General features: G+C 51.4%; 19 protein-coding genes. 7 read left to right on the top strand and 12 right to left on the bottom strand.

The genetic code is table 11. The features are described from left to right. Positions 1 to 3: 3 nt before the first annotated feature. The gene (locus D5067_RS19995; protein WP_119935694.1) at positions 4 to 1080 is read left to right on the top strand and encodes a DUF2955 domain-containing protein; all 1077 of its coding nucleotides are present in this window, start codon (positions 4 to 6) and stop codon (positions 1078 to 1080) included. Here the strand turns inward: D5067_RS19995 and D5067_RS19990 are convergent. Next, positions 1077 to 2348, bottom strand: a complete 1272-nt coding sequence (locus tag D5067_RS19990) for a DUF445 domain-containing protein (RefSeq protein WP_119935693.1) — start codon at positions 2346 to 2348, stop codon at positions 1077 to 1079. The two genes, D5067_RS19995 and D5067_RS19990, sit on opposite strands and share 4 nt — an antisense overlap. Before the next feature lie 242 nt (positions 2349 to 2590). Here D5067_RS19990 and D5067_RS19985 point away from each other — a divergent pair, with 242 nt between their 5' ends. The 3 genes from D5067_RS19985 to tssD are packed head-to-tail and all read left to right on the top strand — an operon-like array spanning position 2591 to position 3957. After that, on the top strand, positions 2591 to 2953 hold the full coding sequence (locus D5067_RS19985) for a tlde1 domain-containing protein (protein WP_119935692.1): 363 nt from the start codon (positions 2591 to 2593) through the stop codon (positions 2951 to 2953). Further along, a complete protein-coding gene (locus D5067_RS19980; protein WP_119935691.1) occupies positions 2953 to 3465 on the top strand; it encodes a hypothetical protein in 513 nt (170 codons plus the stop codon). The genes D5067_RS19985 and D5067_RS19980 overlap by 1 nt, the downstream gene beginning before the upstream one ends. Continuing rightward, positions 3466 to 3957, top strand: coding sequence for a type VI secretion system tube protein TssD (gene tssD / locus D5067_RS19975; RefSeq protein ID WP_119935690.1), 492 nt, complete (start codon positions 3466 to 3468; stop codon positions 3955 to 3957). Positions 3958 to 4016: 59 nt separating this feature from the next. Here tssD and D5067_RS19970 read toward each other — a convergent pair whose 3' ends face one another. The 7 genes from D5067_RS19970 to D5067_RS19940 form a co-directional block, all read right to left on the bottom strand. Next, positions 4017 to 4949, bottom strand: a complete 933-nt coding sequence (locus D5067_RS19970; protein ID WP_119935689.1) for a hypothetical protein — start codon at positions 4947 to 4949, stop codon at positions 4017 to 4019. Positions 4950 to 5012: 63 nt separating this feature from the next. Then, positions 5013 to 8276 (bottom strand): type I restriction endonuclease subunit R, encoded by a 3264-nt coding sequence (locus D5067_RS19965; RefSeq protein WP_119935688.1) that lies wholly within the window; start codon positions 8274 to 8276, stop codon positions 5013 to 5015. 96 nt (positions 8277 to 8372) lie between these two features. Beyond that, the gene (locus tag D5067_RS19960) at positions 8373 to 9776 is read right to left on the bottom strand and encodes a restriction endonuclease subunit S (RefSeq protein WP_119935687.1); all 1404 of its coding nucleotides are present in this window, start codon (positions 9774 to 9776) and stop codon (positions 8373 to 8375) included. Beyond that, complete coding sequence (locus D5067_RS19955) at positions 9766 to 11385, bottom strand: class I SAM-dependent DNA methyltransferase (RefSeq protein ID WP_119935686.1); 1620 nt, start codon at positions 11383 to 11385, stop codon at positions 9766 to 9768. Before D5067_RS19955 ends, D5067_RS19960 begins: the two co-directional genes overlap by 11 nt. A 49-nt stretch (positions 11386 to 11434) precedes the next feature. Then, a complete protein-coding gene (locus D5067_RS19950; RefSeq protein WP_119935685.1) occupies positions 11435 to 12616 on the bottom strand; it encodes a restriction endonuclease in 1182 nt (393 codons plus the stop codon). A gap of 101 nt (positions 12617 to 12717) precedes the next feature. Next, complete coding sequence (locus tag D5067_RS19945) at positions 12718 to 13365, bottom strand: LysE family translocator (protein ID WP_119935684.1); 648 nt, start codon at positions 13363 to 13365, stop codon at positions 12718 to 12720. Between the two features lie 47 nt (positions 13366 to 13412). Then, positions 13413 to 14156, bottom strand: coding sequence for an AraC family transcriptional regulator (locus tag D5067_RS19940; protein ID WP_119935683.1), 744 nt, complete (start codon positions 14154 to 14156; stop codon positions 13413 to 13415). 156 nt (positions 14157 to 14312) lie between these two features. Here D5067_RS19940 and D5067_RS19935 point away from each other — a divergent pair, with 156 nt between their 5' ends. Continuing rightward, positions 14313 to 15683 (top strand): NAD-dependent succinate-semialdehyde dehydrogenase, encoded by a 1371-nt coding sequence (locus D5067_RS19935; RefSeq protein WP_119935682.1) that lies wholly within the window; start codon positions 14313 to 14315, stop codon positions 15681 to 15683. A 153-nt stretch (positions 15684 to 15836) separates the two neighbouring features. Here D5067_RS19935 and D5067_RS19930 read toward each other — a convergent pair whose 3' ends face one another. Next, a complete protein-coding gene (locus D5067_RS19930) occupies positions 15837 to 16382 on the bottom strand; it encodes a YfaZ family outer membrane protein (RefSeq protein ID WP_119935681.1) in 546 nt (181 codons plus the stop codon). 549 nt (positions 16383 to 16931) lie between these two features. On the opposite strand from D5067_RS19930, the gene D5067_RS19925 reads away from it, so the two are divergent. Further along, positions 16932 to 17624: a hypothetical protein gene (locus tag D5067_RS19925; RefSeq protein WP_119935680.1), complete on the top strand. Its 693-nt coding sequence runs from the start codon at positions 16932 to 16934 to the stop codon at positions 17622 to 17624. A gap of 233 nt (positions 17625 to 17857) precedes the next feature. Then, positions 17858 to 18337 (top strand): Hcp family type VI secretion system effector, encoded by a 480-nt coding sequence (locus D5067_RS19920; RefSeq protein WP_119935678.1) that lies wholly within the window; start codon positions 17858 to 17860, stop codon positions 18335 to 18337. A gap of 34 nt (positions 18338 to 18371) precedes the next feature. Here the strand turns inward: D5067_RS19920 and yjiA are convergent, their stop codons facing one another. From yjiA to D5067_RS19905, 3 genes are all read right to left on the bottom strand, one after another. Then, positions 18372 to 19325 (bottom strand): GTPase, encoded by a 954-nt coding sequence (yjiA, locus tag D5067_RS19915; RefSeq protein ID WP_119935677.1) that lies wholly within the window; start codon positions 19323 to 19325, stop codon positions 18372 to 18374. A 10-nt stretch (positions 19326 to 19335) separates the two neighbouring features. After that, positions 19336 to 19539, bottom strand: coding sequence for a YbdD/YjiX family protein (locus tag D5067_RS19910; protein WP_023345387.1), 204 nt, complete (start codon positions 19537 to 19539; stop codon positions 19336 to 19338). Between the two features lie 99 nt (positions 19540 to 19638). Next, a complete protein-coding gene (locus D5067_RS19905) occupies positions 19639 to 21792 on the bottom strand; it encodes a carbon starvation CstA family protein (protein ID WP_119935676.1) in 2154 nt (717 codons plus the stop codon). Positions 21793 to 21864: the final 72 nt, after the last annotated feature.

Below are 21864 nucleotides of genomic sequence, written 5' to 3'. Positions count from 1 at the left end.
TCGATGTCTATCAGCACCCTGGCGCGGGTCTTTACCCCGCACGGCAATATCGTCTACACGGCAAACGACTTTCGCCAGACCCTGCGCATCGTCTTTGCCGGGATGATTGCGCTGAGCATCTCCAGCTTTTACAACACCAGCTACGGCGTGTTTTTTGTGGTCTATCCGATCATGCTGCTGTCGCTGGTGCCGGTCTTTAACCGCCACGTGGCGAAGCAGTTTATCTTCAGCGCTGCGCTCAACTGTGTCGAAATGATCTTCATTATCGGCTATCTGTCGCAATGGCCGGTCATCATGACGCTGGTGGTGTTTGCCCTGTACGTGATGCGTTTTCGCTTTATGAGCAAGGGGCCGCTGTTCCTGTTTGGCTCAATGGGCGTGGTGTGCCAGAGCGTGATGCTCAACTTTATGAGCTACCCCACCACCAACTGGCACACGCTGCTGTTTTCCAACATCGAAGCGAGCGTGATGGCGGTGTGCCTGAGCGCGCTGATGAACTACCTCCTGCCGGACGTCGAGCCCCGCAAGCCGCCGCCGCTGATTGAGAAAGACGATGCCCGTGTGCGCCACGAGTCGCTGCTCTCCGGCACCGTCGCGACGCTGATATTCGTGGTGTTCCAGATTAGCGACTTAAGCGATTCGCTTTCGGCGCTGATGGCGGGGATTTTGATTCTGTTCCCGATGCACTATCGCGGTTCGGTGATGAGCTCTATCTGGCGCGTGGTCGGGGTAGTGCTGGGCTGTCTCTATATTCTGGTGGTGCAGCTGATCCTCTACGATCACAGCAGCCATATGCTGCTGATGATGCCGCTGATCGGCCTCGGGCTGGCGTTTGGCGCGCGCCTGCACGTGATGGAAAAGGTGGGCGCGGGCGTGGGGTTCTCCAGCATCACGACCATCGGCATTATGTTCGGGCAGAACATGCACCCGGACACTGACCTGGTGTTCAGCGATCTCTACCGCATCACCTCCGTCACCTTTTCGCTGGTCGCAACGCTGACGATGGTATTTCTGGTACACCTGATCCTCAACCGCTTTGAGGCGACGCGCTACGTCATCGCGCCGCCCAAAGTAGATTAATGCCCCAGCACGGCAGGCAGCTGCGAGAGTAAAAACAGGATCAGGCCAATCGTCCCGCCGACCAGCGTGCCGTTGACGCGGATGAACTGCAGGTCTTTACCGATGTTAAGCTCAATCTGGCGGGACATGTCTTTGGCGTCCCAGCTTTTGACCGTGTCGCTGATGTGGCGGGTCAGGAACGCCGCGAAATCCGGCGCGAGGCGGTGCGCGGCCTGCTCCAGATGCTCGTTCAGCGACGCACGCAGGCTGGCGTCGTTAGACAGCGTTTCGCCAAACCACAGCCCGGCGTTGGCGATGCGTTGCTTCACGCGCGAATCCTCGCTTTGCATATCTGCCTTCAGCCACTGGCGCAGGTCAGCCCACATCTCTCCCAGGTAGCGGTTAAACGCCTCATCATTTTTCAGGTAGTGCTTGATGTTGTCGGCTTTCGCCGCCATTTCCGGATCGTTTTTCAGGTTGCCGATAAGCTTCAGCGTGGCGCGGTCGAACGCCTGGCGGATCTGGTGCGTGCGGTCGTGGCTGATATCGTCCAGCAGCGCGTTCACCGCGTTTGAGACCATCTCCGCGCTTTGATCGCCCAGCCACTCGGTGGGCAGCACCATCGCCTTGCGCGGGTGTTCGGTCTTCAGCCAGTGGACAATTTGATCGGCAATAAAGTCCCGCGTGCTCTCCCGCTGAATCAGGGTAATCAGACGGTTGATGATCGCATCCAGCAGCACCTGGTGGCGGTTGTTTTTGGTCATGCTCTCCAGCATCACGGCGCTGGTTTCGGTGAAATCGACCTTGTCGATGGCCTTATGCACCGCCCGTTTCAGCAGGCGCTGAATGCGTCCGTCGTCAGTCAGTTCGAGAAAACCGCTCATCACCTGCATCAAGTGCAGCCCGACGCGCTGGGCGTTGTCCGGTTTGCTGAACCAGGCGCCGATCATCTGCGCAGGTTCATAGCGGCGAATCAATGCGACCAGCGACTGGGTATCAAGAAACTTCTCCTGCACAAACTGGCCGAGATTGTCGCCAATTCGGTCTTTATTGCGCGGGATAATCGCCGTATGGCGCGAGATAAAGGGAATCGGCACCCGACGGAACAGCGCAACCACGGCAAACCAGTCTGCCAGCGCGCCGACCATCGCCGCCTCGGCAATGGCCTTCACGCCGCGCACCCAGAAGGTCTGCGGCAGGAACAGGGTGGTGATAAAGGCCGCGGCGGCAATCAGCAGCAGCGACAGCGCCAGCAGCTTGGCGCGTTTGAGTTCAGCTATTTTTTCCATGGGTTAAGGATAGAGGCAAGTGAACCAAAAGTGCAAAACTGGTGTAAGGGGGAGATGCATTCTCTGCGTGTATAAACGGCTTTTATATAAAAATTATATACATCAAAATTATATATTATTAATCTTTCTATGTTTTTTGTGCTTATTTATTCTCGATAGTAAGATTTTGTGACCGACACGGTAATTTCGATTTTCTTATGAGTCATAAGATAAGAGACTATTCGCACAAGGAGACGGTGTTAATGACATGGGAATATAAAGTATCGACAGGAATATTGAGCCATAACGGCGAATTTGTCGCTCACTGCTACAGCGGTGCGGGTGAATCGAAAGATAAGCCTGAGTGTGAAAGTCAACGAAACAGAGGGCCGATTCCCAGAGGTATTTATTTTATTGCCGGATGGAATAATCATAAAAGTGCAGAGGCCATTGTTCTTGAACCTATAGCTGGCACGAATACTTTTGGCCGAGATCATTTCCAGATTCATGGGGATAAAAAAGGTCAACCGCCAGGTTCGGCATCAGCAGGTTGCATCATTATGAACGGCCAGGATAAACGTCATATGATTTATGATTCAGGTGACACAATTCTGGTGGTGCGATAATGAAGTATATTATTGCGCTGTTCTTCTTGTGCTTACCGGTGGGTTTATTTGCCAAAAACCACACTCCTGAACAGATATTGCAAATGATAAATGACAAAGGTGCCAGGACCGTTGTAAGTGAAATGGCTTCAAATGATAACGGTGAGTCGGAATGGTGGAACCATATCATCCCGAAAATTAGGAGCGGCACACAAGCATGGTTAGCCGTAGCGAGTGCCCTTGAACCCGGAGTGGATGCCAGTACGGCTGAAGATTTAAAGGCGGCACTTTCTGAAGCCATCCCGCATAACCCTGAAGGTGTCTTAGCAATCTTAAAAGACGATAAGCCGTTGCTCACTATTGAGCAAATCTGCGCTTTTGCCAATTACTCAGAGACAGAAGCCGAGAATAATAAGCTTTATGTCGATTCCATCAGGGAAATGTTCAAAATAAAAAGCCCGGAGGGTAAAAGATGTCTCACCGTTATGATCGCAACCGTTGAACACTCTATTCCATTCGATAAGGATATTTAAATGGCCATTCCGGGATATATGTCATTAACTGACGATGCGGGTAATATCATAAAAGGCAGCGTGGAAATTAAAGACCGTGAAAACCAGATTGAGGTTTTGGGGCTCTATCATAACGTAAACTATAATTCTGACCTGCATAATGGCAGAGCGTTGAGCAAGCGCCAGCACCGTCCCTTTCTTATTGAGAAAGAAATTGATGCTTCAAGCGTTTTTCTCTATAAAGCACTCAGTACTGGCGGTACGCTCAGGAAAGCGACTATTGACCTTTATAGAATCAATGATGCCGGCCAGGAAGAAATCTATTTCACGATCGCGCTGGAAGCGGTGAAGGTCGTCACGTTGTTTTCAATGATGCCTGACGTGAAAGATAGTTATCATGAAAAACAGGGTCATCTTGAGCTTGTTCTGCTTCGTTATGTAAAGATTACCTGGCATTACCGTGACGGTAACGTTATTCATTCGGATGACTGGGATTATCGGTTGGGGGCTTGATTAAGTGTCTCCGGGATATAGACTTTATCCCGGAGACAGTGTGTGATATTTGCAGTATTTCAATCTTTTAACCGTGTTATTTGTTTTTTGTTAAAAACATTAAAGTTTAAATTCTTAAAGATATTCCCTTCACCCCAGCGATTTGTTGTTGGGCGTACTTTACCGACAACAATAATCTCGTCTTTTGGTTCGAGATTTTCAAAAAAGGTAGCATCATTACAAGTTAAACCTGGTGCGAAAAACTCTTTGCTTTTATCCTCAAGCTCCAGTGTACATACCTCCCCTTTGAGGGTGTAGAAATTACTTCTTTCACTATTAATGTATTCTTGCGCTTTTTTAACCGTTATAAGAATTGCGACAGGATGAGCGATTTTCGCGGCCTTTTTAAAAAGAATGGGATAACGGTTTTCATCATAGAAAAAGTCATTCCAGCTAATTTTCTTGCCGTTATAATCTATCTTTACCAGGTCAGATAGTGTTTTCTTATCGCTGCTTTCCTCTATTTTTGCTCTGATTTTAGCAATACCAGCAGCCGTGTTAAAGTAATCAGCGAGACGCTTTTCTGTTTTCTTATATCGAATTCTCTTGCGTGCTTTCTCTTCCGGATCGGCTTCTTCCTCTAGAGTAAAACTGGTTTTTCTTAGAACGGCGCTGGCTTCAATAAGGACGTTCATTCGGAAGATAAACGCTGAATCTTGCGCCTCGAGGAGAAGTTTTCCGTCTTCAATATTCTGTGAATGGGCTACAAGAGAAGTAATTGCAGATTTGACGTTGTTTTTACAATTGAAAGTATGTTCCTCGTTTTTCTGTAAACGTAAGAACGCTGAAATATTCTTACCGTTACGTTTGTGAGCCTTGACCCAACTAATTTTAGCTGGGCAGAACTCACATATCAGCCCCTCTCTATCACTCTCTTTAATATCTGCTACAGGAATATGAGAGTTTGTATTGCGCTCATCACGCGCGTAAAACATTTTTAATCCTTCTGCCATAACGTGCTCCTTATAATCATTGTTGCGCCGTAAGAACAGTCTTTGCCAAAATGAGTTATGAAGTTACATTTTCACCGAATCCATATTTTCTTTAAAATTCTCTGCCTGCATCAACACGCCTAAATAGACCTCATCGTTGGCTACCGGAGGGAACTTATGTTTATGCAGCAGAAGGATGAGTTCCACCTTCAGTTTAGCCTTAATATCATCACGTTTACTCCAGTCTGGATACTTCGACGTGTTATCAACGACTGCTTTCATCTCTTTTGCAAGCGCCAGCATCTTGTCGTCTTCATAGGTAAACTGATACTTGTCTCGCATATGCGCCAGGATGTCGTAAAACGCTTTCTCTTCAATATCAATCCCCAAATCTGCATAGGTGCCCATTTCGGTTTTGATATCGTAGATAATATCGGTCATCTCCTGACTGAAATTATCGAACTCTTCACCGTTCAGCACGTCGTCTTCCCGGCGCTCGTTATATTTATCCATAATGGACTGGAAGCGACGAGTGAAGTTGATCCCCTGAAGCTGGTTAATCTTTTTAAAGTCGCTGATGGCTTTCTCCAGCAGTTTCTGCAGAAGCTGGATCTTTGTTGCGGGCAGCTTGATCTTATTAATACGCGCCAGATAATCCTCGTCGAAAATATCGATCGATTCCGCTTTCTTATCGCCCAGGAAAAACAGCTCTTCCACGCCATCTGCCTTTAATGCGTCAGAAATCATCTCTCGCACGCGGGCGTTCATCTGGGTAACGTCAGGTGCATCACCCTTGGTCAGCTTAAAGACGATGGAGCGTACTGCAAGATAGAAATGGATACGATCTCGCTCTGTCTGCGATAACGCCTCGCTACCGCAGCAGACATCGTAGGCCGCCTTCAGGCGCTTCACCAGCCCCATAAAGCGACGTTCAATTTTCTGGGTCCGCATGACAAATTCTGCCGCCTGATTCAGACACGCAAGCTGAGCCTGAGGCTCTCCTGTGAAGTAAGCGCGGCTGTCGAAATCGTGGAAAACCTGCGACAGAAGGTCGAGATGATTCTTCACCTCAATGACCGACTGCTGGATGTCCTCAAAGTTGGTGGCGTCTATGCGGGAATACATCGCCAGTGCCTGGTTCATCTGGCGCTTGATGCCGATATAGTCCACCACCAGACCTTTGCTTTTTCCTTCCAGCTTGCGGTTAACTCGGGAGATGGTCTGGATCAGGTTATGTTTTTGCAGTGGCTTATCGATGTAAATGGTGTCCAGTTCCGGGACGTCGAAACCGGTGAGCCACATATCGACCACAATAGCGATTTTGAAATTCGACTTTGCATTTTTGAACTGTTTATCCAGCTCTTTACGATACTCTTTACTGCCCAACAGGTGGTACAGTTTGGCGTCATCGTCTTTACCTCGCGTCATCACCATCTTGACCATTTCGGACGGTGGCAGCTCTTTCTGCTCCTGCTCGGTAAGTTCGACCCCTTCGGGAGCCTGTTTAACCTCAAACCATGCCGGACGACAGTCTTTCAACAAACGATATAAATCCCAGGCAATGTCCCGGCTGGCGCAGACAAACATTGCCTTACCTTTCACCGTTGAGCCTTCAGCGACGCGTTTTTCATAGTGTTTAGCAAAGTCTTCCGCCAGCGACTTCAGGCGATCCTCATCGCCGAGGATCGCGTTCATGGTGGCGCTGGCTTTTTTACTTTCGTCGATTTGCCACTCATTGGTGCCCGCGTTAGCGCACTCTTCGTAATATTTCTCTACCTCTTCCAGCTTGCTGGCATCCAGGATCACTTTTGCAGCCCGGCCTTCATAGACGATACGTACCGTGATTTCATCCTGAACGGATTCTGTCATGGTGTAGCTGTCCACTACCGCGCCGAAGACATCCAGCGTGGCGTCTACAGGCGTTCCGGTGAAACCGACATAGGTGGCCGCTGGCAGCGAGTCGTGCAGATATTTGGCGAAGCCCCAGGTCTTGCGTACCTTGCCGCTCTCTTTATCGACGATCACTTTCTGATCCAGATTGACCTGGCTGCGGTGCGCTTCGTCAGAGATACAGATGACATTGCTTCGCTTGGAGAGCAATTCGGTGTCTTCAGTAAATTTATGGATGGTGGTCAGGAAGACGCCGCCGCTGTTACGACCGGCCAGCTTTTCCCGCAGATCGTCGCGGCTGGTGACGGGCTCCACGGTATCGTCACCGATATAATTTTTGGCATTGCACATCTGTGTGGAGAGCTGATCGTCCAGATCGGTACGGTCAGTGATCAGCACGATGGTCGGACTGGAAAACTCGACGCTTTTCATCAGCAGGCGGGTTAAGAACTGCATGGTGTAACTCTTACCGCAGCCCGTGGCGCCAAAGTAGGTGCCACCTTTACCGTTACCGTACGGTTTACGCGCTCGCTCGATGCTGTAGTAGAGCTTGCGCGCGGCATAGTACTGCGGGTAGCGGCAGCAAATTTTCACTTCGTATTTGGCTTTATCCGGGAAGCAGATAAAGTTTTTAATCACGTCCAGCAGGCGTACCGGATGAAACAGCCCCTGAATCATTGAGTGCAGGGAAGGGATACCGTCCTGCTCGCGGTTTTCATTACCGGTGACTTTACGCCACGAGTAAAAATACTCATACGGCGCGAACAGGTTGCCCATGCGGTTATTGACGCCGTCGCTAATGATGCACAGCGCGTTATAGACAAATAGCTGAGGAATATCGCGACGATAGCGGGTACAGAGCTGTTTATACGCGTCGCCAATATTGGCTTCCTGCTCGCGCACCGCGCTTTTAAATTCGAACACCACCAACGGCAGGCCGTTGATATACAGGATGGCATCCGGAATGCGCGGCTGGTTTTCTTTGCCGGTGATGGTCAGTTGGTTAACAATTTTAATGCGGTTTAACGGCTGGATAAGATAGCTTGCTGGCGTTTCAGCAGCCTGTTGCATCGGTACGTCTTGGCTATCGAATAGCTCACGCAGCGCGGCGGGCAGGTGCCGGGTATCGAGCAGTTCGATATAGAGATCTTTCTGCTGACGGTCGTCGCGTTTAAAAAGGAAGCCATTTGCCAGCCAGGTGCAAAAGGTCTTATTACTTTCGTAGAGATCGGAGGCGGGCAGGGTAGTGAACTGTTTGATCAGCCGCTGGATTTCGTCTTCCGTTATACCGTCGGCCTGATAGCGGGATGCGAGATAGTGGCGAAGATCGTCTTCAATAATGACCTGATCGAGGCTGGAACGCGGCACATTGTCGCCTGTCAGGTGCTGGTAACCCTGCTCCTGTAGCAGTTCAATTATTGCCTGTTCTAACTTCGCTTCACTGAATGAGAGATGCATATCCCGCTCCGGCCCTGGCTGGTTTTCTGGTAAGGGTTCCTGTAATAAGAGAAAACCTTACCAGAAAGCCCCTGATTTTACAGGGGCAAAAATGCGTTATGCGGCTTCGGTTTGTTTGATGATGTCGGGGAGATCCTCCAGGGACAGCTCGCCGGAGATGAGTTTGGGGAGCAGGGTGTCGCGGAGGGCGATTAAATTATGTGTATTTTCATTGTTAAAGTATATTCTTTTAAAAATAATATCTGTTGATGTTTTATATTGCTTTAATATAGCAGCATCAGGCACTAGAACTGGGATTTTTTTTATGATTTTAGAATTAACTGCGGTAGCAATAGAAGATGTGCTTCCTAACGAATTATAATCAAATTGTTGTAAATATGAATATAGATATTCTTTGCTTATATCTTGTTTCATATTATGAAAATGAGCAATTGCTTCATTAGTAGTTAATGTGTTTGCTGCTATAGCTATTCTACCAATGGTTAATTTAAAGCTTAATAACACAGCTCCTTTAGGCACGACTTTTACATTGTAATTATTAACTGCATCAGTAGTTAGATATTCACTGCTTTTCTTAATAAATACATTGCAGTTTCCAAGGTCTTTAATTGATACCCAAGTGTAATTGTTATCTTCCTTGACGCTAAAACATTCTTTATTATTGCGGGGAGGCGTTTTCCCGATAGAAATCGTTGCGATTTCTTCAGCATTTTTGTGTTGCCATCCCTTAGGAATCCAACCCAATTCTGTTTCTTCAAACTCAGCCGGGAATAGTACACGAACATCCGTCGGAAGTGGTTTGAAATCTGTACTATTGCGTACTTTTTGACGCAGTTCGGCACGAAATTGCAGCGCTTCTGGGATTGGATTTCCTGCATTTAGCGCGTTGTCAATTACTGGGTCGAAATCTACAAACCAGGATTTGAACAGTGTTTGAGACATTTGTTCCAAGGTTTGGTTGATTGCTCTTGATATTGCGATTTTTTCATCAAGAGAAAGTAGGATGTTTGCTATCTTTTTTTGTATTTTACGATCTGGATAACTTATTTCCAACCGACTAATCATTTCATTATTAAGACTAGCTCGGGTTGACATGGTGGAAAAGGCAAGCATGCTCTGTCTAAATACAGGGCTACGCAAGTAATAACCAACATACTCTGGTTCTAATTCAGATGTTTCCTTCGGGCGCAATCTTTTACAAAAGCCATTGAACGTGGCATCTGTATAATCTTTTAATGCTACAGAACTCATACCCAGTTCATGCATCGTTTCGCTTGTACGAGTAAGAAAAACATCCCCGCGTCTTACCGAGCAAGAGGCTCTTTCTTTATCTGTACTTTGCACTAATTGCGTGAGTGAATCAGGTAAAAAATAATTATAAAAAATATCCTTAAAAGATAAGAACGGATAACCTGTACCAAAATCTTTAGCTGGTTTGGAAAGACCAGAGCTAATGCTGTAATGGTCGGTTAAAAAGGATGTTTTCCACTTACTCCCCATAACCCAAAACCTCCAGGTTCTGACGAATCGCTTTATCCAGCTCTTCCGCCTGCTTCATTTGTTCAAATAACGTCTTCGACAATTCACTCATTTTGGTTTCAAACGCCACACCGTCGTCTTCCTGCTCGGCAGCACCGACGTAGCGGCCCGGCGTCAGCACGTAATCGTTAGCCTTCATCTCTTCAATAGTCGCGACCTTGCAGAACCCGGCCTGGTCTTCGTACTGCGCCAGCCTGCTGTCGCCGCGCTTAACGCGTTCGGCCAGCTCTTCTGGCGTGCTGCGCCACGCATGGTAAGTATCGGCGATGGTGGCGATATCGTCCGCCGTCAGCTCTTTGGTGGTGCGGTTCATCATGGTGCCGAGGTTACGCGCATCGATAAACAGCGTTTCGCCCCGACGGTTGCGGTAGCCTTTGGCCGGATCGGCCGCTTTCGATTTGGTCATAAACCACAGGCAGACCGGGATCTGGGTGGTATAGAACAGCTGGCCGGGCAGGGCGATCATGCAGTCGATCAGATCGTTTTCGATCATCTGCGCGCGGATCTCGCCTTCGCCGCTGGTGTTGGAACTCATGGAGCCGTTTGCCAGCACAAAACCAGCGGTGCCGTTGGCCGACAGCTTGGAGAGCATATGCAAAATCCAGCCGTAGTTGGCGTTACCGGTTGGCGGTGTGCGGTAGCCTGCAAAGCGCGGATCGTTGGTCAGCTCGGCGTCGTTACGCCAGTCTTTCAGGTTAAACGGCGGGTTTGCCAGAATGTAGTCGGCTTTTAAATCCGGGTGCTGATCGCTGAAGAAGGTGTCCGCAGGGCGTTCGCCAAGGTTAGCCGACAGGCCGCGAATCGCTAGGTTCATCTTCGCCAGTTTATAGGTGGTGGCCGTCAGCTCCTGACCGTACAGGGCGATATCGCGGCTTTTCCCCTGGTGGCTTTCGACGAACTTCACCGACTGGACAAACATCCCCGCCGAGCCGCAGCAGGGGTCATAAATTTTACCCTGGAACGGTTCGAGCATCTCGGTCAGCAGCGTCACCACGCATTTTGGCGTATAGAACTCACCACCGCCTTTGCCTTCGGTGGCGGCAAACTTGCCGAGGAAGTATTCGTACACGCGGCCGACCAGATCTTCTTTCGACAGCGCTTCAACGTCGGTTTCATGTGCTAGCGTTTCGATGTTGTCGATAGTGTCGATCAGCGACGCCAGCTTCTTGGTTTCCAGATCCTGACGGCTGAAGTAGTTATCCGGCAGCGCGCCTTTCAGCGTCGGGTTGCGCTTCTCAATGGTGGAGAGGGCGTCATCAATCAGGACGGCGAGGTTATCCTGCTTGGCATTTTGTTTAATGAACGACCAGCGCGCCTTTTCCGGCAGGTAGAAGATATTGTCCTGCTGATAGAAGACTTCCATTTCCAGGAAGTCTCCCTGGCCTTCGTCCTTCATTTTTTGACGACGGGCCTCGAACTTATCGCTGATAAATTTCAGGAACACGAGGCTCAGTACCACGTGCTTGTACTCGGAGGATTCAACGCTACCGCGAAGCTGGTTCGCGGTATCCCATAATGTGTCTTCAAAGCCTTTCTTTGCTTTGGCTTTTTTTGTTGGTGCTTTGGCCATGATGAACTCAATCAGGAAAAATTTGGCGTCTATTGTAGCGATTAAGACGTTAAATTTCGCCTTTTAATCCCTCTTCCAGTTCATCAAAAAGCTGCAGATCCACGTCCAGCAGCTCGACCGCATTGCTGCGACGAATGCCGACATTATTCTCAATTAGCAGTTCTAGGAGTCGGTCACCATCTATCAAGGTAATAGGAGCAGCACCGGGATGCAGAGCCGCTTTTTCACAGTTTCCGGCAAAACGACCCGTGGTGATGAGTGTGCCCCGGATCGCGCTGTGATAAGGCAACGCACCACGTAACTGGTCGATAACAGGACGGGTAATATTGCTCTGCATACGCTTAACCTGTACCACTTCCGTGATGGTGGTAATGCCCACCTGTACTCTGCCGACGACGTCGACGCCTTTATCGCCCGACGCTTTGGTCACTTCCACCTGTTCATAACCCATTGCCTCCAGAAGTTGACCAATCAAATGCTCAAACTTGTAGGGATTCATGGTGCTGATTTGTTCGCGAAGATGCTCTTTTTGCTGCTGGTTATAGCGCTTAACCGCGTCCAGAAGTTCTTTTCGTGGGTCGGCTTTTCGGGCCGGTAGGGCATTCGCTAACCATGCGCGGCCTTTATCGGTGATGTAGTAACTCATCCCTTCCCGGGCGACCATATCGCGATCGATCAAGTTATAGAGGCGCGAGTAGAGGGTGCTTTTGATAGAGCTGGTAGAGGCAAATTTTGAATGCTGGTGTAAAAAAGCCTGCCATTCAGGGAGTAAGTCAGCACGACGCGACATTTCACGTCCTGCCAGCAGTTCAAGAAGTTGCAGTAACCCTTCTTTATCGTCCAGCGCGCGGAGCGTGGCGTCATCATGATTTAGAAATTGTTGCCCGCGCTCGGTGGGTACCCAGATATCTTTCGGCGTCGTTTCCATCAGTTCGAAAACAGAAGAGTTAAGAAATAAATAGCTACCGTAACTATGGCGGGGATTGAGGATGTGGTTATCCTGATTCCAGATCCGCAGCGCGATTTCAGCGTCTTCGCCTTTCAGGCGTTCGTTGATCCACATATCAGGTTCGGACCAGTCAACCGGATTTTGCGGCGTGCCGGTTTGCTCCTGAATCGCATTGATCATGTTACGTACCGAATTCACTGAATAGCCGGAGACGGCTTTCATCATTGCCTGAACCTGCGCATAGGTTGGAAAAAGTGGCGTGATGACTTTGTAGTTTTTCACGTTGTTCCCTTAACGATTGCTGTGGCTTTAGCTTGCCACGTCAGGGAATAAATACTAATAGCTAAGTCACTTATTTTGTAAGGCAATAAAGGCGTTGCTTTCTATAGGGGCAACACACTTTGTGATATCACCCGCCACACCACCCACCCGCCAAATCCCATCAGCACCACGCCTGCCGCTCGCTCAATCACCCACAGTACCCGGCCGACCTTCTGCTGAACTGTCGGCAACCCCATCAGCGACACCAGCACCAAATCCCACATCAGCACCACCATCACCATCCAGACGCCACTGACCGCCTGCTGAAGCAGCGTGACGTCCGGCCCCAGCAATGCCGTCATCAGCGCCAGATAGAACAGCGCATTCTTCGGGTTTAGCAGCGCAGAGCCTAGCCCCAGCAGGATCTGCTTGCGTAGCGAAGGAAAGCGCTGGTGGGTTTCATTCAGCGTAAGGGGCTGCGGACGGCTGCGCACCAGGTGCGAGCCAATCCACAGCAGGTAAAGCGCGCCGGACAGTTCGATAAGCGCAAAAAGCCACGAAAACTGGCGCAGCGCGCTCCATCCCGCAATCACCAGCAAAATATAGAGCCCGTTTCCCGCCGCTATCCCAATGCACAGCCCGGCGCTGCCGCGCAGGCGGTAGCGTGCGGCGTAGCCTACCAGCAGGAAAAAATCGGGCCCCGGGCTCAGCAGGGCAACAAAATGCGCCAGCGCCAGGGCGAGAAAAGCGGAAGGGAATAACAGTTCCATAGCGACCTCAGAATAAAAACTGAGATCAGGTTACGGCGCTCGAGAACCTATTTATTGTCCGATATTGATCGGCCGGTGGCGTACTGACGGGGCGTGGCTGCGGTGTAGCTCACAAAGGTTTTGTGGAAATGGCTCTGATCGGCAAATCCGCTCTGGTAGCCGACGTCGGCGATCTCATCTCCGGCACGCAGGCGCGCTTTGGCATATTCCACGCGCGAGACGTTGAGGAAGCTGCCCGGCGTTAGCCCGGTGTCCTGCTTGAAGGTGCGGATCAGCGTCTCTTTACGCAAGGAAAATCGCCGGGCCAGAGCGTCCAGCGTGGGTGGAGCGGCAAGATCCTGCAGAATCGCCTGCTGCAGCAGCTGGCTGGTGGGACGTAGCTTTCGCTTATCTTCACCGCACAAAGGGATTGCGGAAAGCAATGCGTTCAGGGCTGTTGATGACATGCTTTCAACAGTATCCAGATAGCGCTTAAACAGCGGTGCGTCACGAATGACCTGCTGCCCGAGGGGAAGGTCAGTGTCGATGTAGAGCATATGGTAGCTGCGCGGCAGCCCGGCCACCGGGTTACAGCTGTGCGGGACGTGCGCGGGGATCACAATGATGTCGCCCGGCGTGAGCAGATATTCCTGCCCACCGCACACGCATCGCGTACTCCCCTCCATGATTGCACCGATCGATACTTGCGCATGGCTATGACGCTTATATGCCTGCGTGCTCTGCCACGTGCTGCGCAGTTCGAGGCCGGGCACGCGGTTGAACGTCTGACGAACGAGGCGGGTATCGGGCATAGGGTATCCTTTAATGAGCAACGTTTTTTATACCATCCCGGCGTGGATCCCAACAGCGTCTCGTTAAGAACCTTCCGGATATACCCAACTTTACGTCCATAGTCAGTCAGAGTGACTACCCTTAATACCCTAAGCGGTAAATTAAGGAGATTCGACATGGCTTATCAGACAGTAAATCCTGCCACTAACCAGCTTATCAAAGAGTATCCTTCCCATACTGACGCGGATATCGAGGCGGCGCTGAATGCGGCAGACGCGCTCTATCATTCAGACTGGGCGAAAGGTGATATTAGCCAGCGTCTTCCCGTGCTGCATAAGCTCGCCGATCTTATCGACGATCGCGTGGAGGAGCTGGCAAAAATCGCCAGCCAGGAGATGGGCAAGCTCATTGAGCAGAGCCGCGGCGAGGTAAAACTGTGCGCGCAGATCGCCCGCTATTACGCCGACAACGCGAAGCAGTTCCTGGCGCCGGTGAAATACGAATCTGAACTCGGAGAAGCCTGGGTAGAGCACCACCCGATCGGCGTGCTGATGGCCGTTGAGCCGTGGAACTTCCCCTACTATCAGCTGATGCGTGTGCTCGCGCCGAACCTGGCGGCGGGCAACCCGGTCATCGCCAAACACGCCAGCATCGTGCCGCACTGTGCCGAAACCTTTGCGCACCTGGTGCGTGAGGCGGGCGCGCCGGAAGGGGCGTGGACCAACCTGTTTATCTCTTCCGATCAGGTGGCGAACATTATTGCCGACGATCGCGTACAGGGTGCCGCGCTGACCGGTTCCGAAAAAGCGGGCAGCGTGGTCGCGGCGCAGGCCGCGAAGAACCTCAAGAAATCTACGCTGGAGCTGGGCGGTAACGACGTGTTCGTGGTGCTGGACGATGCCGACCTGGATAAAGCCGTGAAGATCGGCGTTAACGCGCGGCTCAACAATGCCGGGCAGGTATGTACCGCGGCGAAGCGCTTTATCCTGCATGAAAAGATTGCAGACGCCTTCCTGAGCAAATTCACCGAGGCGTTTAAGCAGGTGAAAATTGGCGATCCGCTGGACGAAAGCACCACGCTGGGGCCTTTGTCTTCCAAAGACGCGCTGGAGACGCTAACCAAACAGGTTAACGAGGCGGTGAAAAATGGCGCGAAGCTGCACTATGGCGGCAAGCCGGTTCAGCGTGACGGAAGCTTCTTTGAGCCGACGATCCTGACGCACATCTCGCGCGATAACCCGGCGTACTTCGAGGAGTTCTTCGGTCCGGTAGCGCAGGTTTACGTGGTGAAAAGCGACGACGAAGCGGTCGCACTGGCTAACGATTCCCACTACGGTCTGGGCGGGGCGGTGTTCAGCCAGGATATCGAGCGGGCGAAGAAAATGGCGTCGCGCATTGAGACCGGCATGGTCTACATCAACTGGCTGACCGATACCGCGGCGGAGCTGCCGTTTGGCGGCGTCAAGCGCTCTGGCTACGGGCGCGAGCTGTCGGATCTGGGGATCAAAGAGTTTGTGAACCAGAAGCTGGTGGTCGTGCGTCAGTAAGAAGTAAAAAAACCTGCCGGTTGGCAGGTTTCCACGACCCTTTCTTGCCGGGTGGCGCTGCGCTTACCCGGCCTACAATGTAAACAGTATCAAGAGATTGCACCGTTCACTGTAGGCCCGTGCAAGCGTAGCGCCGCCGGGCGAAATACTGGCTTAGAAGCTTACGCCGCCGCCGAAGTAAGCGCCGTCAATCAGCGTGTGGTTTGGACGACCGTCTTTGCCGTCAACGCTCACGTGGCGGTAACCCACTTTCAGCGTAACCGGTTTGATTGGTGACCAGCTTACGCCGCCGTTCGCTTCAACGTAGTTTTTCACGCTGTTGTTCAGGCCGTCCGGTGCAACATAGCCTTCACCGAATACGTTGATGCTGTCGGTCAGCGCCACGCTCACGCCGCCACCAATTGGGAACGCCACGCCGTTATCGCCTTTTTTCGGGCCGATGTAGATAGCTTTCGCGCCAGCGTTCAGCATCACCGGGCCAACTTCCAGGTTGTAACCTGCGCCAACGCCGCCGGTCTGGGTGCCGTCATCGGTGTTTTTCAGCCAGTTACCTTCGGTGTACAGGCCGGAAGAGGATTTACCCATTTCCACATTCAGGTTGGTAAAATTTTTACCCTGCTCAATGCTGCCGCCCATGGCGAGTGCGGAGCCAGATACGGCGGTCAGAGCAGAAAGGATAAGAACGTTAAGCTTTTTCATGAGTATTTCCTCGTCATCAAATTAATCTGAGGACACCTTAACAAGCGATGTTTATGACTGCAAATGTGAGGTGGTTCGCAGTTTTATGCTGTTTTTGTTAATGAATCTCTCTTTTGTCGTTGATGAAAGGTTGGTTTGTCACGGCGTCAATGCGTAATGTTCCGGCGTTTAGAATAAGTTTAATTTTTTTTCTAAACAGACCTTGAACAGGGAAGGGATATTGATTCGGCGTGAATTAATTGCGTTTCTAATAATTTCCAAAAGTGTTTCAAATGTCATAGTTGAAAACGTAAATTTACATTTCTATGCTTAATATCTACTCAACACGTTGTCATCCATACATATTGATAGCGCGAATATTTGCCCTATACGATCGCGAGGAAGGCAAAAACGCTTGTAAGGCGTATGTGATTTTTACGTTGCCTGTAACGATCTTTCATCTATTTATATTTCGATCCGGATCTCAAAGGGAATGCATCATCTCCATTTACTCGAAACCTGCGAGTTCATACACTTTTTGCAGAATGTAATGAATGTCAAGGAGTGACCATGTATTACAGAAATGACGTCATACGTTATTTGCAGTCGAATAATATTCTCGCGTTGAAACTTGACCATGCGGTCGCGGGCGTACAGGAGGCGGTGTCTAATCATATTGATATCATTGGTGCAGGCGCAACGCGCGCAATCTATTACACATCATGTTTTACGGATGAATATCAGGATGTCTGTAAAAAACAGCGAACTGAGGACCTAAGGTTTTTATACGGCGTAATCCAACTTTGGCAACATAGAGATGTTGTTTATGAAATGCTCAAAGTATATTTTGACGAAATATTTAAGCATAAAAAATCTGAGCAGTTAGAGGTTATCAAACAAAAATTAATGGCAGCTAATATTCACATTGCTGCCAGCTCTCTTTCCAGAGTAGGGTTTTCATTAGCTACGGCTACCTCTGTTGCTGTGGGTATGAATCTTAGACTTGAGCTGAGTGTGATTGCGGGACGCGTCGCTAGCATAGCTACTGTGGGGGCAAGCCTATATGGTGTTGTGCAAAAGGCAGCTGATAGCGCCTCTAGACTTAATTTCACCTACCCCTCTTACTATTCGGCATTATATCTGCACGAGTTAGAAATGATGTATTTCCTGGTCGAACCTGTGTTTGAGCGTGCTGGGGCATTTAAAGCACAATGGGCTTCAGATGAGGAGATTGTAGATATTATTACCAGGATGATTAAGTAGGTTGAATGATATACATAAAAAGAATGCTACTTTGGCTAGCTCGGCAATTATTTGCATTATATGCTCCGCAAATATGTGTGATAGTTTTTGCCGTATCTTACATAAATTTTTTCAGGGAAGGCCCGCTATGGCCTATTGGAATATTTGCCATATTCATAGTTTATATATTTGTACGTTATGTGAAATGGTAATACATCAACTGATAACTTTTTGAGTATTAATAAGGAAATTATATGTCTACCCCCGCACACCTCTGGCTCGAAGATGAAAATGGGTCTCCCATTGTCGGCGGCTGTTTGATGCCAATGCGTTTAGGCTCCATCGAATTGAAGTCATTCTCTCACGGCGTAACTATACCCGTTGATCCGAGCTGGGGAAAACTCACCGGCACACGCGTTCACAGCCCTATTACCATCGTCAAAGAGTTTGACCAGACAACCCCTATTCTGTATCGCGCAGTGTGTGAGGGGCGCACCCTGAAGAAAGCCATCATAAGGATGTACCGCATTCTGGAATCCGGGATTGAGGCTGAATATTTCAACATTATTCTGGAGAACGTAATACTCACAACGGTTTCACCGTATCTGTCACCGAATGGCCTGAGCAGCACGCATCTGGAAACGCTCGAATTACGCTATGAGTCGATAACCTGGAAGTATACGGAAGGTAATATTATCTATCGCGATACGTGGAACGATCTGTGCAGAGGCTAATGCCCCTCTCCAAAGAGAGAGGCAATGAGGGCGGCTATTTACGTAACCCCGCAAACGCCGCCCGAATCTCATCTTCCGGCAGCGTCAGCCCGATAAACACCATCACGCTTTGTGGCTTTTCCTCTCCCCACGGCCTGTCCCAGTCGGCGCTGTACAGGCGCTGCACGCCCTGGAACAGCAGGCGGTTCGGCTCACCGTCAATCCACAGCATGCCTTTATAGCGCAGCAGCCTGTCGGCAAACGACAGCAGCAGGTTCTCCATCACCCGCGAAACCTCGCTGATATCCACCGGGTAATCCAGCTCGACCACAATCGACGCCACGTCGTTTTGCTTATCCGCCATAAAGTGGAAGCGCGGTTTTGCGGTGACGTTCTCTTCCAGCATAAAGCCGCTGGTGTTGAACAGCTGAGCCAGATCGATATTGCCGTGCGTCACGGTATAAATCGGCGCGCGCGAGTTAATGCGCGTCAGGCGCTCCCGCAGTTTTTCACTCTCTCCCGCCACGTCGGTTTTGGTCAGCAGGATGCGGTCGGCGTAGCCTACCTGAGACTGGGCGATGGTGAACTGGTTCATCTGCTCGTCGGCGTGTACTGCGTCAACCAGGGCAATCACGCCGTCCAGCAGGTAGCGCTGGCAGAGGATCTCGTGAGAGAAAAAGGTTTGAATAATCGGGCCGGGGTCGGCCATGCCGGTGCACTCGATTACCAGACGGTCGAAGTCGATCTCGCCGCGATCGCGGCTGTCGAGCAGGTCCAGCAGGGCGTCTTCTAATTCGTTAGAGCGGGTGCAGCAGATGCAGCCGTTGGTGAGGGTTTTGATCTGGGTGGCGCGGTCGCCAATTAATTGATCGTCAACGGAGACTTCGCCAAATTCGTTTTCGATGACGGCGATTTTGAAGCCGTGCTGTTCATTCAGGATGTGGCGCAGCAGGGTGGTTTTGCCTGCGCCGAGAAAACCGGTCAGCAGGGTAACGGCAATCGGGGTCATGGTCTCTCCTTTAGCAGCAGCGGACGCCGCCTTCTCCACTTCCGCCGTAGCGTGCTTCCTGACGCTCGCGGAAGAATTCGGTGTAGGTCATAAACGGCTTATCCGGATGGTTGGTCTTCATATGCTCAACGTAGTTGTCATAGTCCGGGATGCCAATCAGCATCTTCGCCGCCTGACCGAGGTATTTTTTTGCTTCGCCTAAGTTACCAAACATTGTGGGTTCCAGACAGAAAAAGCCCGGCGATGTGAGTCCGCTGGGCTTGTGTTCCCCTCACCCCAGCCCTCTCCCAAAGGGAGAGGGGGGGATTGCGGATTAATGGTGTGAAGAGGTCTTCACGCCGCCTTCCGGCACCGGTACGTACGGGGTTTCTTTATCCGTACGGCCGTCGGCGTTGCGCACGTTCAGCCAGGTTTTGATGCCGTAGAAGATAATGCTGTACACCACCACCAGGAACAGAATGCTCAGACCCGCGTTGGTGTAGTTGTTCACCACGATATGGTTCATGTTGGCAATCTGCTGCGCGGTCAGATCCGCGCCGCCTGCGGCAATCTTCTCTTTGTACTGGTTAGCCATGAAGAAGAAGCCTTCCAGCTGCGGGTTGGCGCTGAACAGCTTCAGGCCAAGCGCCCAGGTGGTGCAGAGCAGCAGCCACAGCGCAGGAACAACCGTTACCCAGATGTATTTGGTGCGCTTCATCTTCACGAGGACCACGGTACCGAGCACCAGGGCAACGGCTGCGAGCATCTGGTTAGAGATACCGAACAGCGGCCACAGGCTCTTCACGCCGCCCAGCGGGTCAACAACGCCCTGATACAGCAGGTAGCCCCACAGGCCTACGCAGCCCGCGGTACCCAGAATGCCCGCCACCAGAGAGTCGGTTTTCTTCAGGAACGGCACGAAGTTACCGAGCAAATCTTGCAGCATAAAGCGGCCTGCACGGGTACCGGCATCCAGCGCGGTCAGGATGAACAGCGCTTCGAACAGAATACCGAAGTGGTACCAGAAGCCCATGTCCGCCCACGGCAGCACTTTGTGGAAGACGTGTGCGATACCCACGGCCAGCGTTGGTGCACCACCTGCGCGGTTCAGCACGGACGGCTCGCCGATGTCTTTCGCGGTCTGCATGATCTGCTCAGGCGAAATCACGAAGCCCCAGGAGCTGACGGTCGCCGCGGCGTGTGCGCTTGCGTCCTTCAGCTGCGCCATTATCAGCGCCGCGTTGTCACCGCCCATCTCGTGCAGGTTTGGCATGGTAATGCCCAGGCCCGCCGGCGGGGTGTTCATCGCGAAGTACAGACCCGGCTCGATGATGGAGGCTGCAACCAGCGCCATGATCGCCACGAAGGACTCCATCAGCATTGCGCCGTAGCCGATCAGACGTGCGTCTTTCTCGTTCGCCAGCAGCTTAGGCGTGGTGCCGGAGGCAATCAGGGCGTGGAAGCCGGAGACCGCACCGCAGGCGATGGTGATGAACAGGAACGGGAACAGGGCGCCTTTCCACAGCGGGCCGGTACCGTCAATATACTGGGTCACCGCAGGCATTTTCAGCTCTGGGTTGATGATCACGATGCCGATCGCCAGCCCGACGATTACGCCGATTTTCAGGAAGGTCGCCAGGTAGTCACGCGGGGCCAGAATCAGCCATACCGGCAGCAGGGCAGAGACAAAGGCATAGCCAATCAGCACGAAGGTAATGGTGGTGTCTTTGAAGGTCAGCGCCGGGCCCCAGTACGGGTCGTGCGCAATCACGCCGCCGAAGTAAATGGACGCCACAAGCAGCACGATACCAATCACCGACACTTCACCCACGCGTCCTGGTCTCAGGAAGCGCATGTAGATGCCCATGAACAGCGCAATCGGCACGGTAGAGCAGACGGTGAAGACGCCCCACGGGCTTTCGGCCAGGGCTTTCACCACGATCAGGGCCAGCACCGCGAGGATGATGATCATAATCAGGAAGCAGCCGAACAGCGCGATGGTACCCGGCACGCGGCCCATCTCTTCTTTGATCATCTCGCCCAGAGAGGCGCCGTTACGGCGAGAAGAGATAAACAGCACCATGAAGTCCTGCACCGCACCCGCCAGCACCACGCCGGCAAGCAGCCACAGGGTGCCCGGCAGGTAGCCCATCTGCGCGGCCAGCACCGGGCCGACCAGCGGGCCAGCACCTGCGATGGCGGCAAAGTGGTGGCCAAACAGCACGTAGCGGTTGGTTGGCACGTAGTTCAGGCCGTCATTGTTAATGACCGCCGGGGTGGCGCGCGTCGGGTCGAGCTTCATGACCTTCTGCGCGATGTACAAGCTGTAGTAGCGATAAGCCACAAGATAGACGGAAACCGACGCGACCACGATCCACAGGGCGCTTACGTGTTCGCCCCGGCGTAATGCGACAACCGCCAGACAGAAAGCGCCGAGGATCCCGAGTAATGCCCAGGGCACGTGCTTCAGTAGTTTTTTAGTATCCATAATAGACCTGGTTTTTTATGTAAGAAAAAGGGGTCAGGGTTTGTTGTGAGGAGGTATTGATTAATGCTGGAG

The organism is Enterobacter huaxiensis, from assembly GCF_003594935.2.
GTDB classification, from domain to species: Bacteria; Pseudomonadota; Gammaproteobacteria; order Enterobacterales; family Enterobacteriaceae; genus Enterobacter; species Enterobacter huaxiensis.
Note: the sequence above shows the minus strand (reverse complement) of the source record. Positions and strands in the feature narration are given on the sequence as shown.

Bases quoted from the DNA above. Each gene is read 5' to 3' on its own strand.
- D5067_RS19930 (WP_119935681.1), bottom strand. From the start codon at position 16,382: ATGAAAAAGCTTAACGTTCTTATCCTTTCTGCTCTGACCGCCGTATCT.
- tssD (WP_119935690.1), top strand. From the start codon at position 3,466: ATGGCCATTCCGGGATATATGTCATTAACTGACGATGCGGGTAATATC.
- yjiA (WP_119935677.1), bottom strand. From the start codon at position 19,325: ATGACCCCGATTGCCGTTACCCTGCTGACCGGTTTTCTCGGCGCAGGC.
- D5067_RS19945 (WP_119935684.1), bottom strand. From the start codon at position 13,365: ATGGAACTGTTATTCCCTTCCGCTTTTCTCGCCCTGGCGCTGGCGCAT.
- D5067_RS19955 (WP_119935686.1), bottom strand. From the start codon at position 11,385: ATGGCCAAAGCACCAACAAAAAAAGCCAAAGCAAAGAAAGGCTTTGAA.
- D5067_RS19965 (WP_119935688.1), bottom strand. From the start codon at position 8,276: ATGCATCTCTCATTCAGTGAAGCGAAGTTAGAACAGGCAATAATTGAA.
- D5067_RS19990 (WP_119935693.1), bottom strand. From the start codon at position 2,348: ATGGAAAAAATAGCTGAACTCAAACGCGCCAAGCTGCTGGCGCTGTCG.
- D5067_RS19985 (WP_119935692.1), top strand. From the start codon at position 2,591: ATGACATGGGAATATAAAGTATCGACAGGAATATTGAGCCATAACGGC.
- D5067_RS19940 (WP_119935683.1), bottom strand. From the start codon at position 14,156: ATGCCCGATACCCGCCTCGTTCGTCAGACGTTCAACCGCGTGCCCGGC.
- D5067_RS19925 (WP_119935680.1), top strand. From the start codon at position 16,932: ATGTATTACAGAAATGACGTCATACGTTATTTGCAGTCGAATAATATT.
- D5067_RS19980 (WP_119935691.1), top strand. From the start codon at position 2,953: ATGAAGTATATTATTGCGCTGTTCTTCTTGTGCTTACCGGTGGGTTTA.
- D5067_RS19995 (WP_119935694.1), top strand. From the start codon at position 4: ATGTCTATCAGCACCCTGGCGCGGGTCTTTACCCCGCACGGCAATATC.
- D5067_RS19920 (WP_119935678.1), top strand. From the start codon at position 17,858: ATGTCTACCCCCGCACACCTCTGGCTCGAAGATGAAAATGGGTCTCCC.
- D5067_RS19910 (WP_023345387.1), bottom strand. From the start codon at position 19,539: ATGTTTGGTAACTTAGGCGAAGCAAAAAAATACCTCGGTCAGGCGGCG.
- D5067_RS19935 (WP_119935682.1), top strand. From the start codon at position 14,313: ATGGCTTATCAGACAGTAAATCCTGCCACTAACCAGCTTATCAAAGAG.
- D5067_RS19905 (WP_119935676.1), bottom strand. From the start codon at position 21,792: ATGGATACTAAAAAACTACTGAAGCACGTGCCCTGGGCATTACTCGGG.
- D5067_RS19970 (WP_119935689.1), bottom strand. From the start codon at position 4,949: ATGGCAGAAGGATTAAAAATGTTTTACGCGCGTGATGAGCGCAATACA.
- D5067_RS19960 (WP_119935687.1), bottom strand. From the start codon at position 9,776: ATGGGGAGTAAGTGGAAAACATCCTTTTTAACCGACCATTACAGCATT.